The 12,451-nt window shown below is 40.2% G+C and carries 10 protein-coding genes and 1 pseudogene; 10 read left to right on the forward strand and 1 reads right to left on the reverse strand.

What is annotated here, in order from left to right; all coding sequences use genetic code 11:
- The first annotated feature begins 9 nt into the window (after window positions 1-9).
- From sdaAA to rnc, 8 genes and pseudogenes are all read left to right on the forward strand, one after another.
- Window positions 10-894, forward strand: a complete 885-nt coding sequence (sdaAA, locus tag FN924_RS08145) for an L-serine ammonia-lyase, iron-sulfur-dependent, subunit alpha (RefSeq protein ID WP_143893427.1) — start codon at window positions 10-12, stop codon at window positions 892-894.
- A 6-nt stretch (window positions 895-900) separates the two neighbouring features.
- Window positions 901-2,935 (forward strand): annotated as a pseudogene (gene recG, locus FN924_RS08150) (ATP-dependent DNA helicase RecG).
- Between the two features lie 119 nt (window positions 2,936-3,054).
- Window positions 3,055-3,627 carry a transcription factor FapR gene (fapR, locus tag FN924_RS08155; RefSeq protein WP_143897172.1) on the forward strand — a complete coding sequence of 191 codons (573 nt, stop codon included), beginning with the start codon at window positions 3,055-3,057 and terminating at the stop codon, window positions 3,625-3,627.
- 3 nt (window positions 3,628-3,630) lie between these two features.
- Window positions 3,631-4,635: a phosphate acyltransferase PlsX gene (gene plsX / locus FN924_RS08160; protein WP_143893429.1), complete on the forward strand. Its 1,005-nt coding sequence runs from the start codon at window positions 3,631-3,633 to the stop codon at window positions 4,633-4,635.
- A gap of 4 nt (window positions 4,636-4,639) precedes the next feature.
- Window positions 4,640-5,581 carry an ACP S-malonyltransferase gene (fabD, locus tag FN924_RS08165; RefSeq protein WP_143893431.1) on the forward strand — a complete coding sequence of 314 codons (942 nt, stop codon included), beginning with the start codon at window positions 4,640-4,642 and terminating at the stop codon, window positions 5,579-5,581.
- On the forward strand, window positions 5,581-6,321 hold the full coding sequence (fabG, locus tag FN924_RS08170; RefSeq protein ID WP_143893433.1) for a 3-oxoacyl-[acyl-carrier-protein] reductase: 741 nt from the start codon (window positions 5,581-5,583) through the stop codon (window positions 6,319-6,321). The genes fabD and fabG overlap by 1 nt, the downstream gene beginning before the upstream one ends.
- Window positions 6,322-6,355: 34 nt before the next feature.
- The gene (locus FN924_RS08175; protein ID WP_143893435.1) at window positions 6,356-6,589 is read left to right on the forward strand and encodes an acyl carrier protein; all 234 of its coding nucleotides are present in this window, start codon (window positions 6,356-6,358) and stop codon (window positions 6,587-6,589) included.
- A gap of 176 nt (window positions 6,590-6,765) precedes the next feature.
- Entirely contained in the window at window positions 6,766-7,452 is a 687-nt protein-coding gene (rnc, locus tag FN924_RS08180) for a ribonuclease III (protein WP_143893437.1), read from the forward strand.
- A 40-nt stretch (window positions 7,453-7,492) separates the two neighbouring features.
- Here rnc and FN924_RS08185 read toward each other — a convergent pair whose 3' ends face one another.
- A complete protein-coding gene (locus tag FN924_RS08185) occupies window positions 7,493-7,714 on the reverse strand; it encodes a DUF1128 domain-containing protein (RefSeq protein WP_143893439.1) in 222 nt (73 codons plus the stop codon).
- Between the two features lie 124 nt (window positions 7,715-7,838).
- Between FN924_RS08185 and smc the strand changes: the two genes are divergently transcribed.
- Both smc and ftsY read left to right on the forward strand, forming a co-directional pair.
- The gene (gene smc, locus FN924_RS08190; RefSeq protein WP_143893441.1) at window positions 7,839-11,405 is read left to right on the forward strand and encodes a chromosome segregation protein SMC; all 3,567 of its coding nucleotides are present in this window, start codon (window positions 7,839-7,841) and stop codon (window positions 11,403-11,405) included.
- Between the two features lie 15 nt (window positions 11,406-11,420).
- The gene (gene ftsY / locus FN924_RS08195) at window positions 11,421-12,410 is read left to right on the forward strand and encodes a signal recognition particle-docking protein FtsY (RefSeq protein ID WP_143893443.1); all 990 of its coding nucleotides are present in this window, start codon (window positions 11,421-11,423) and stop codon (window positions 12,408-12,410) included.
- Window positions 12,411-12,451: the final 41 nt, after the last annotated feature.

Consider the following 12,451-nt stretch of genomic DNA (forward strand, 5'->3'; position numbering starts at 1 on the left):
GGTTAGAATATGTTTAGAAATGTAGCGGAATTAGTAGAAATTGCTGAAACAGAAGGCCTTCTGATATCAGAAGTAATGATTAGACAGGAAATGGACGTCCGGGATGCCACGAGAGAAGAAGTGATGTCTCAAATGGAGCGTAATCTTGAAGTGATGGAGAACGCAGTAGAAGACGGCTTAAAAGGAGTAAAATCAGTATCGGGATTAACAGGCGGAGATGCTGTACTTCTACAAAATTATATGAAAAATCATGAGCCACTTTCTGGAACGTTACTGTTAGATGCGGTTAGTAAAGCGGTCGCAACCAACGAAGTCAATGCGGCCATGGGAACGATTTGTGCGACACCTACTGCAGGAAGTGCCGGTTGTGTACCGGGCACGCTGTTTGCTGTGAAAAATCGTTTAAACCCTACACGTGAACAGATGGTACGGTATTTATTCACAGCAGGTGCTTTTGGGTATGTAGTAGCAAACAATTCTTTTATTTCTGGAGCGGCAGGTGGCTGCCAAGCTGAAGTAGGTTCTGCTGCTGCTATGGCGGCTGCTGCAATTGTGGAAATGGCTGGAGGTACACCACAACAAAGCGCAGAAGCTTTCGCTATTACATTAAAAAATATGCTAGGATTAGTATGTGATCCCGTTGCAGGATTAGTAGAGGTTCCTTGCGTAAAACGAAATGCAGCAGGGGCTTCCAATGCGATTGTATCTGCAGACATGGCTTTAGCCGGTGTCACAAGTCGAATTCCATGTGACGAAGTAATTGGTGCGATGTATCGCATTGGAAAGTCGATGCCATCTGCTCTACGAGAAACAGCAGAAGGTGGACTTGCAGCAACACCTACAGGAAGAGCAATCGCATCACGAATATATGGAATACCAGTAGAGAAAGAGTGATGGAAGTTGTTATCAGATCCAATCACAACGATTAAAGGTATTGGAGAAAAACTAGAGGCTGATTTATATGGATTAGGAATAGAGACCGTAGAAGATTTATTGTTCTATTTTCCATTTCGATACGATGTATTTGAAATCAAGCCGTTACATCAGCTAATTCATGAAGATAAAGTGACGATTGAGGGGAAGGTTATCGGAAATCCTTCCCTTGTTTTTTATGGAAAAAGAAAGTCGAAGCTATCTGTTAATGTTCAAGTAGAAAATGTTGTAGTAAAAGCGGTGATGTTTAACCGTGCTTTTGCCAAAAAACAATTACAGGATGGGGATGTTGTGACCTTTACGGGGAAGTGGGATCAGCATCGACTTCAAATTACGGTGCAAAACTACAAAAAAGGCCCTGCTAGCTCTCAAAATCCAATTGAACCTGTTTATCCATTAAGAGGCTCAGTGACGAATATACAGCTCAAGAAAATCATGAAAACAGCTCTCAATCAGTATCGAGACGAATTGGAAGAAATTCTTCCTGAATCTTATTTGAAAAACTACAAGCTACCATCTCGGGCTGAAGCGATTCGTCAACTTCATTTCCCAAGCAACCACACAAGCTTAAAGCATGCGCGTCGCCGATTTATTTACGAGGAATTTTTATTGTTCCAACTAAAAATGACATTGCTACGCAAACAACATAGAGAAGCATCCTCAGGAGGAAGCCAACACTTTGATACATCGAAGGTGGATACGTTTATTAGAAATCTACCGTTTTCTCTTACAACTGCACAATCAAAGGCACTGAAGGAAATACTTGCAGATATGGAGTCCCCATATCGTATGAACCGGCTACTACAGGGAGACGTTGGCTCAGGAAAAACGGTGGTCGCTGCGATTTCCTTGTATGCTGCTAAAACTGCAGGGAACCAAGGTGCACTAATGGTGCCTACAGAAATATTAGCAGAGCAACATTCACGAGTCATTACAAAAGACATTTGGTGACCATGTATCCATCGCGCTGTTAACCGGTTCTGTAAAAGGGAAAAAGCGAAAAGAAATATTAGAAAAGGTAGCTAATCATGAAGTCGATGTCCTAATTGGGACACACGCATTAATTCAAGAGGAAGTGGTCTTTTCTGATTTAGGGCTTGTCATTGTCGATGAACAACACAGATTTGGGGTAGAGCAACGACGAACGTTACGCGATAAAGGGTTGTACCCTGACGTGTTATTTATGACGGCTACACCTATTCCACGGACGTTAGCGATAACGGCATTTGGAGATATGGATGTGTCAATTATCGATGAAATGCCAGCAGGTCGTAAGGAAGTGAAAACGTTTTGGGCAAAAGACAATATGCTTGATCGAGTGTTAACGTTCATTCAATCTGAGGTAGAACAAGGGTTTCAGGCTTATTTTATTTGTCCATTAATTGAAGAATCCGATAAGCTTGATATTCAAAATGCAGTAGATCTCTATCATCAACTAGAAGAATATTATCCTACTTCCATAAAAGTAGGATTAATGCATGGTAGATTGCATACAGATGAAAAAGAAGAGGTAATGAAAGCATTTGCGAATAATGAGATTCAAGTTCTTGTCTCTACGACCGTTGTAGAAGTAGGAGTCAATGTTCCCAATGCTACGGTAATGGTCATTTATGATGCAGAACGTTTTGGCTTATCACAGCTACATCAGTTACGAGGACGTGTAGGAAGAGGAGATGCCCAAAGCTATTGCATCCTGCTTGCAGACCCCAAAGGTGAAGTAGGGAAAGAACGAATGAAAATTATGACGGAGACATCCAATGGATTTGAGCTGTCGGAAGAGGACTTAAAGTTACGTGGTCCTGGTGACTTTTTTGGACGAAAGCAAAGCGGACTGCCGGAATTTAAAATAGCAGATATGGTTCATGATTACCGAGCCCTTGAAACAGCTAGAGTGGATGCGCAGGAAATCGTATTTAAGCAGCTTTTGGACAAGCCGGCATTTTCTAGTTTAAAAAATATGTTACTCCATGATCCTACCTTACAAGGTGCCGTGCTTGATTAAGAGAACTGTACGAGACTTGCATAAATCGTACTGGTATTATATATTACTATTAGTACCTAGTCATAAGATGACATTTCTTAGTATGGACTAAGGAATTAGGATATTGGACGGTGGAGGATTTGAGAAGGAATAAGCGTGAGCGGCAGCAATTGTTGCAGGAAACGATAAAAGAAATGCCGTTTATTACGGATGAAGAATTAGCTAAAAAATTCGAAGTTAGTATTCAGACAATTCGATTGGATCGCATGGAGTTAGCAATTCCTGAGCTACGTGAACGAATAAAATCTGTTGCGACGAATCAATGGAATGAAACGGTAAAAGCTCTACCTATCGACGAAGTAATCGGGGAAGTCATCGATTTAGAATTAGATAACCGTGCTATCTCTATATTGGATATTGGAGAAGAGCACGTATTTTCCCGAAACAAAATCGCCAGAGGACATCATCTATTTGCACAAGCTAACTCATTGGCAGTTGCCGTAATCAATGACCAGCTTGCATTGACGGCAAAAGCTGAAATTAAATTTACAAGTCAAGTTTTCCAGGGTGAGCGGGTTATTGCCAAGGCCAAGGTTATCCAGTCTCAAGCGAAGGATCGAACAACCGTAGAAGTAAAGAGCTATGTCGACAATAAACAAGTTTTTGTTGGGATGTTCACGATGTTCCGATCGAATGAGAAAGAGGGAGAATAAATCATGAGAATTGCAATTGATGCAATGGGTGGTGACCATGCTCCGAAAGAGGTAGTGCTTGGAGCGATGGACGCTGTGAAACAAATACATAATTTAGAAATTGTGTTAGTTGGAAACCAGGAGAAGATTGAACCATATTTAACCGATTCTACGAATATAACAGTCAAGCACACAACGGAAGTAATTTCAGGTGATGATGAGCCAGTTCGTGCTGTTCGTCGTAAAAAGAATGCCTCTTTAGTGTTAATGGCTAATGAGGTGAAAGAAGGAAAAGCAGACGCATGTATTTCAGCCGGAAATACAGGTGCATTAATGAGTGCTGGACTCTTTGTGATTGGTCGAATTAAAGGAATTGAAAGACCTGCTCTAAGTCCTACACTTCCAACAAGTGATGGGAAAGGCGTTTTGTTGTTGGATGTTGGTGCAAACGTGGATGCGAAACCACAGCACCTGCTTCAATACGGAATTATGGGGGCTATTTATACAGAAAAAGTTCGTGCCGTGAAGCGGCCACGCGTTGGACTATTAAATGTTGGAACCGAGGATGGAAAAGGAAACGATTTGACAAAAAAAGCATTTGACATGATGCAGCAAGCACCATTTCACTTTGTTGGAAATGTAGAAGCTCGAGATATACTCGCAGGTGTTGCAGATGTAATTGTCACGGATGGTTTTAGCGGCAATGTGGCTTTAAAAACGATTGAAGGAACTGCGGACCTCATGTTTTCAAAATTGAAAGAGACCTTTATGACGAACTTAAAAACAAAACTAGCAGCAGGTATGGTGAAACCAGAGTTAAAAGGTTTAAAAGACCAACTGGATTATTCGGAGTACGGTGGTGCGGGCTTATTTGGACTGGCAGCACCAGTAATCAAAGCACATGGGTCATCTAATGCGAGAGCGATTTTTAACGCGATTAAACAAGCTTGTCATATGATCGAATATAATGTGACAGCGACCATCCAAGAAACCGTAGAAGCACAACAAGTTGAAAGTGGAGAGGAGTAATAGAATGAAGAGAGTAGCTTTTATATTTCCCGGACAAGGTTCTCAAGCAGTTGGGATGGGGAAAGAAATCTACGATCGCTACAAAGAAGTAAAAGACCTTTTTCATCAAGCTGATGAATGGCTAGGCATGTCCATTACAGATTTGATGTTTGAAGGACCGGAGGAAACGTTAACGAATACAGTGAATGCTCAGCCGGCATTATTGTTAACAAGCAGTGCGATGATGCAACTGTTAACCAAAGAAGGGATTTCCCCTGTTGTAACAGCTGGACATAGTCTAGGAGAATACAGCGCATTAGTAGCTTCTGGAGTATTACGGATAGAGGACGCATTACCACTTGTTCAGACACGTGGAAAATTAATGGAGCATGCATTTCCTAAGGGACAAGGCGCTATGGCAGCAGTATTAGGATTAAGTGCAGTGGAGATTCAGGAAGCATTAAAGCACTTAGACAAGGAAGATGTAGTGGATCTAGCTAACTTGAATTGCCCTGGTCAAATTGTAATCTCTGGCACAAAAACTGGAATTGACCACGCTATCCCTTTACTAAAGGATGCGGGGGCAAAACGTGTATTGCCATTAAATGTTAGTGGACCTTTCCATTCTCGTTTAATGGAACCTGCAGCAAAGGACTTTGAAAAAGCTCTAGAGCAAATCGAACTTCAACAGGCAAATGTACCGATATATGCAAATGTTACAGCAGAAAAAACGACAGATCCTTTCGTTATTAAAGATCTGCTGGTGAAACAATTATATTCTCCGGTACGATTCCATGAAACGTTAGAAAAAATATTAGAGGAAAATGTGGATGCTATTGTAGAAGTCGGAAATGGAAAAGTGTTAGCTGGATTAGTGAAAAAGGTAAATCGCAGAATGACGACATTTTCCGTTCAAGATTCCGCTTCATTAGATGAATTTTTAGAATGGTATAAGGAGGATGCCTGATGTTACAAGAAAAAGTAGCCCTCGTAACCGGTGGTTCAAGAGGGATTGGGAGAGCGATCGCACTTGAACTGGCTAAGCAAGGAGCCAATGTCGCTGTTAATTTCTCTGGAAATGAGAAAAAGGCACAAGAAGTAGTGGAGGCAATTGAACAGCTCGGGCAAAAGGCAATTAAAGTTAAAGCAGATGTATCCTCTGAATCAGAAGTCAAAGCTATGATAAAATCGGTTATTGATACGTTTGGGCGGTTGGACATTCTTGTCAACAATGCTGGGATAACAAGAGACAATTTGCTAATGCGAATGAAAGAAGAAGAATTTGATGACGTCATTCAAACGAACCTAAAAGGTGTATTTCTAACGACAAAAGCAGTTACGAGACAGATGATGAAACAAAAGGCCGGTCGTATTATTAACATTGCATCTGTTGTTGGAGTAAGTGGTAACCCTGGACAAGCTAATTATGTTGCAGCAAAAGCGGGGGTCATTGGACTAACAAAAACCACAGCAAAAGAATTAGCAAGTCGTAACATCCTTGTAAATGCAATTGCACCAGGGTTTATAGAAACGGATATGACGGACAAACTATCAGAAGAACAACGAAGTGGTATGCTGGAACTTATTCCGTTAGCGAAGCTAGGAGCAGCAGAAGATGTAGCAAAAGTAGTGCGCTTTTTAGCTTCAGATGACGCAAACTACGTAACTGGACAAACGATCCACGTAGATGGTGGTATGGTGATGTAAATTGTTAAATTCTTTGAAAGGGGGTGAACGAATCGTGGCAGAAACTTTTGAGCGCGTAAAAAAAATCGTCGTAGATCGTTTAGATGTTGAAGAATCTAAGGTAACAATGGAAGCTTCTTTCAAAGACGATCTAGAGGCTGACTCTCTAGATGTAGTTGAGCTAGTAATGGAACTTGAAGATGAGTTTGATATGGAAATTTCTGATGAAGAAGCAGAAAAAATTCAAACAGTTGGTGATGCTGTTAAATACATAGACAGCACCCTATAAAATGTCCGGTTAAGGAATTGATATCATTTCCTTCTTTCTGTAAGGACTATTATATGTAATAATGGAGGAAAGTCTCGCATTTAGCGAGACTTTCTCTATATGTTATTTCAGGAATAAGAATAGATAGTGGAGTGTAAACTGAATAAGGCAATTTTTATTTAGGAATGGTGAGGACAATGGAATTTTCATCTTTACAAGAACATGTAGGTGTAGTTTTTCGAGACGAAAAGCTGTTAAAGCAAGCATTTACCCATTCATCTTATGTGAATGAGCATCGAAAAAAGGATTATCAGGATAATGAGCGACTGGAGTTCCTAGGGGATGCAGTGTTGGAACTAGGGGTTTCTCAATACTTGTATAAAGAGTATCCAAACATGAAAGAAGGAGAGCTGACAAAATTTCGGGCATCTATCGTATGTGAGCCATCCTTAGTGAACTTTGCAAGAAAATTGGAATTTGGTAATTTTATTTTGCTAGGTAAGGGAGAGGAAATGACTGGGGGTCGAACAAGACCAGCATTACTTGCAGACGTTTTCGAATCGTTTGTTGGTGCACTTTATCTAGACCAAGGATATGATGTTGTTTTGCAGTTTTTGGAACGGTTCGTTTTTCCTGAAATTAGTACAGGTGCTTTTTCTCATGGGATGGATTATAAGAGCCAGCTTCAAGAAGCGGTTCAACGGAACAAGAACGGGAATGTGGAGTACATGATTATTGAGGAACGCGGGCCTGCCCATAGCCGCGAATTTGTTTCTCAAGTCCTCATAAGAGGCCAAGTCTCAGGAGAGGGGATTGGTCGTACCAAAAAAGAAGCAGAACAGAGAGCTGCTAAAACCGCTTTGGATACATTGCTTCAGAAATAAAGCTGGTACCCCTTGTAGAAAGGGATGTACCAGCTTTTCACTACTTACGGTGAGATGCGAGTTCATCAATGAACGCTTGAATTTCTGAGACACTTAAGTTTCCTTTTTGCTCCACCATGTCGTATAGCTCTTTTAGTTGATCATAGCTTTCTAGCTTATAATCGTCTGGGTCCATGATGGACCGATTGACGACTTGGAGTTTTTTAGCCATTTCATCAATGATATATTTTAGGTTTTCTTCGGTAGCTTCATTTAAGTTCAACGTATCCACACTCCTTCTATTTTCCTAGAACTTCTTCTATGTATTCTTAGACTATGATAAAATAAAATGATGGAAAAAGAAAATCTATTTCAAAAATAGATAGAAAGTAATAGGAGAAATGAGTATGTTCCTTAAACGATTAGAAACAGTAGGGTTTAAATCTTTTGCAGAACGCATCTCTGTAGATTTCGTACCTGGCGTAACCGCAGTCGTAGGCCCTAATGGAAGTGGGAAGAGTAATGTAATAGATGCGGTTCGATGGGTGTTGGGAGAACAATCTGCGAAATCTCTACGTGGTTCGAAAATGGAAGATATTATTTTTCAAGGCAGTGATTCCCGTAAACCGTTAAATGTGGCAGAGGTTACGCTCGTGTTAGATAACACGGAACAAGCCTTGCCAGTTGATTATCATGAGGTCAGTGTGACGAGACGGGTATTCCGATCTGGGGAAAGTGAATTTCTGATTAATAAACAATCTTGTCGTCTTAAAGATATTATTGACCTGTTTATGGACTCTGGACTTGGAAGAGAGGCATTCTCTATTATTAGTCAGGGGAAAGTAGAAGAGATTTTAAGCTCTAAAGCCGAAGAAAGAAGAAGTATCTTTGAAGAAGCGGCTGGAGTTTTAAAGTATAAAAATCGAAAAAAGAAAGCGGAATACAAGTTAGCAGAAACACAAGAAAACTTAAACCGTATTGAAGATATTATTTACGAAATAGAAAATCAATTGGAGCCATTAAAAGAACAAGCTGCTGTAGCAAAAGATTACCTAGAAAAGAAAGACAGATTAAAAGAACAAGAGATTTCTCTACTGATTGCGGAGATCGAAATGCTACATGCTGAGTGGAAAGCTATTCTTCAAGAATTAGAATCTGAGAAGGAAAGAGAAATTGCGCTCAAGACAAAAATACAACAGAAAGAAGCAACATTAGAAGAGGAAAGAAGCTCAATTGAGAACTTAGATTCTCGAATTGAAGCGTTACAAGAGTCTTTACTTCTTTACACGCAAGAACTTGAAAACTTAGAAGGTAAAAAGCAACTGCTACAAGAACGTTCGAAGCATTATCACGAGAACAAAACAAATTTAGAGCAAGAAATCACTCAGCTTGAAAACAAATCAAAGGCAATTCAACTAGATTTAACAGAAGAGCAGGAACGTTTAGCTACCATGGAAGCTAAACGGAATGAAACGAGACAGCAGTTGTCTAAGTTGAATGAAGAGCTTTCCATGACCGAGAAAAACATTGAGGAACAAATCGAAGAATTGAAAAGTGACTACATCGAACGTTTAAACGAACAAGCAGCGAAGCGTAATGAAAGACAGTCCATCGAAAAGCAAATCGAACAAATTTCCTACAAAATGGAACAGCAAAAAGAGAAATTTAAAGGGTCTATTATAGAGCGAGATAGATGGAAAGAAGAAGTAGATCGTTTAGAATCTGTTTTATCTAGTGCGAAAGAAGATTACTCGAAATCAGAAGTTGCTTTTCAAGAGACGAAAAAGACATTAGAAACTGAGAAATTTAAATATCAAGACATGCAAACCAAACTGTATCAAGGCTACCAGCACATAGAAAAGCTGAAGTCCAAAAAAGAAATGCTCGAAGACATGAAGGAAGACTTTCAAGGGTTCTTTTATGGCGTAAAAGAAGTATTGAAAGCCAGGGAAGATAAAATATTACAGGAAATTGAAGGTGCAGTTATTGAGCTGATTCAAGTTCCAGCGGACCACATCACAGCGATTGAAACAGCCTTAGGCGGACAAGCACAGCATGTTGTAGTTAAAAATGAACAATCGGCGAGAAAGGCGATTAATTGGCTTAAACAGACAAATAAAGGACGCGCTACTTTTTTACCGCTCGACACAATAAAACCGAAGATGATTGGCAATGACTTAAGAAGAGGCGTTGAACGCCATCCTGGATTTGTCGGAATCGCATCCGAACTGTTAAGCTTTGACGCGAAATACCAAGACATCGTGCAACATTTGTTAGGTAATGTAGTAATAGCTTCTACATTAAAGGATGCCAATGAGATTGCTTCCAAGCTTCAACGACGTTTCCGTGTTGTAACATTAGATGGAGATGTTGTTAATCCAGGTGGTTCCATGACAGGGGGAGCGGTGAAAAAGAATAACCAATCCTTATTTACCCGTGAAAAGGATCTACTAGAAATAAATGAAAAGCTGGAAGACTTTGAGAAAAAGGCGGTTGCCTTTGAAAAACAAGTAAATGAGCAAAAACAAATGGTAGATGAGCTTGAGGCACTCCTAGAGGAACAACGAGAAGCAAGTAAACAAGCACAGGAGAAGGTTCAACAATCCCAAGCTGAATGGAAAGAGATGGAGCTGAAAGTCAACCATTTGAATGACAATTTGTCGCTATTCGATCAAGATAATCACCAGTTTAAACAAGAGGTAGAAGGATTAGAATCGCGTGATCAAATTCTTCAAGAAGAACTTCAAGGAATTGCTGACAACTTGAATTATATTCAATCAAAAATTGATCAATTATCTAAGCAACAGTCTGAATACAAGGAAAACCAAGATCGCATTCAATCTGCTTTTCATCAGCATCAAGTGGCGCTGGCAGAAGAAGAAACAGAAGTGCGTAGTCAACGAGAAAAAGTAGAGAGCTACCAGGCTTCCTTACGAGAGGTAGAAGCAAGCTTAACGGAAAACAAACAGCAGTTAGAAGAATTGATGGATTTACATGAAAATGGGGAGTCCATGAACGAGCTCGATACAAAGCTTATAGATAAACAACAGCAAAAAGAACAAGTGACCGAACAAATTCAAATGAAGCGTCAAGAACGGTACACAAGATCGCAGGCTGTTCAAGATGCAGAACGAGAAATAAAGGAAGAGAACAGGCTTTATCAGTCTTTGATCCAACAAATCCAACAAAAAGAAGTAAAATCTAATCGTTTAGATGTTGAGCTCGAAAACCGTCTTAACCACCTGGAATCTGAATATACGCTTACCTTTGAAAAGGCACAACAAACGTATGAAAAAGCGGAAGACATTGAGGAAGCAAAACGATCTGTTAAGCTTATTAAGCGGGCTATTGAGGAGCTTGGCACCGTTAACTTAGGAGCTATTGACGAGTATGATCGAATCGAAGAACGATATGCATTCTTATCCGAACAAAAGCTTGATTTAGTTCAAGCTAAGGAAACACTATACGGTGTTATTTCTGAAATGGATGAAGAAATGAAACGTAGATTTGATGAAACATTCTCGAAAATTAAAGAAGAGTTTACCGTTGTTTTCCAAGAGCTTTTCGGTGGTGGACGTGCTGAGCTAAAACTGACAGATCCAAACAATTTATTGGATACAGGGGTAGATATAATTGCTCAGCCACCAGGGAAAAAACTACAACATTTGGGGCTTTTATCTGGTGGAGAACGAGCATTGACTGCTATAGCATTGCTCTTTGCGATACTGCGTGTTCGTCCAGTTCCTTTCTGTATTTTAGATGAAGTAGAAGCTGCGTTGGATGATGCCAATGTAAGTCGATTCGCACGTTATTTAAAAATATTTAGTCACGAAACACAATTTATTGTCATTACGCACCGTAAAGGAACGATGGAAGAAGCAGATGTGTTGTATGGGGTGACGATGCAAGAGCACGGTGTTTCCCGTCTTGTATCCGTAAGATTAGAAGATGCACCAGCACTAGTGCAAGCTTAAGGAAAGGAAGATTGGATGAGTTTTTTCAAGAAATTAAAAGATAAATTTACTGGGAATGCAGCGGAAGAAGAAGTTTCCGACAAGTTTAAAGAAGGTTTATCGAAAACAAGAGGCTCTTTTTCCAGTAAAATTAATGACCTGGTGGCACGCTATCGAAAAGTCGATGAAGACTTTTTTGAAGATCTTGAGGAAATATTGATTTCCGCTGATGTTGGGGTAACCACCGTCATGGATTTAATTGATGAATTAAAAATGGAAGTGAAACGCCGCAATATTAAGGATTCAAATGACGTGAAAGAAGTAATCTCTGAAAAACTCGTGGACATCTATTACGGGGAAGACGATGAGACGATTGAGGACTTAAATATTCACCATGATGGCTTGAATATCGTGCTTTTCGTAGGAGTGAATGGTGTTGGGAAAACCACTACCATTGGAAAACTCGCCCATCGATTAAAAAATGAAGGAAAGAAAGTAGTGCTTGCAGCCGGAGATACGTTCCGAGCAGGTGCAATTGAACAGCTGGAAGTATGGGGAGAGCGCGTTGGAGTCGAAGTGATTAAGCATAGCGAGGGTAGTGATCCTGCTGCTGTTATTTTTGACGGAATTCAAGCTGCTAAATCACGTGGTGCGGATGTTCTGTTATGTGATACGGCTGGCCGTTTACAAAACAAGGTCAACCTAATGAACGAGCTTTCCAAAGTGAAGCGAGTGATTGAAAGAGAAGTACCAGGTGCTCCGCATGAAGTTTTACTAGTATTAGATGCCACAACTGGACAAAATGCTATGAGCCAAGCCAAAACTTTTTCAGAGTCTACAAATGTGACAGGAATTGTACTGTCTAAGTTAGATGGAACGGCTAAAGGCGGGATCGTGTTAGCGATCCGTAATGAATTAGATATTCCAGTAAAATTTGTAGGGTTAGGGGAAAAGGTGGATGACCTTCAACAGTTTGACCCGAATGCGTTTGTCTACGGGTTATTCGCAGATATGCTAGAGGAGTAATCCTTGACAGAGAGGAAACACTCCGATAGTATTTCTTAATG

Origin of the sequence: Radiobacillus deserti (genome assembly GCF_007301515.1) — a bacterium.
Taxonomy (GTDB): Bacteria; Bacillota; Bacilli; order Bacillales; family Amphibacillaceae; genus Radiobacillus; species Radiobacillus deserti.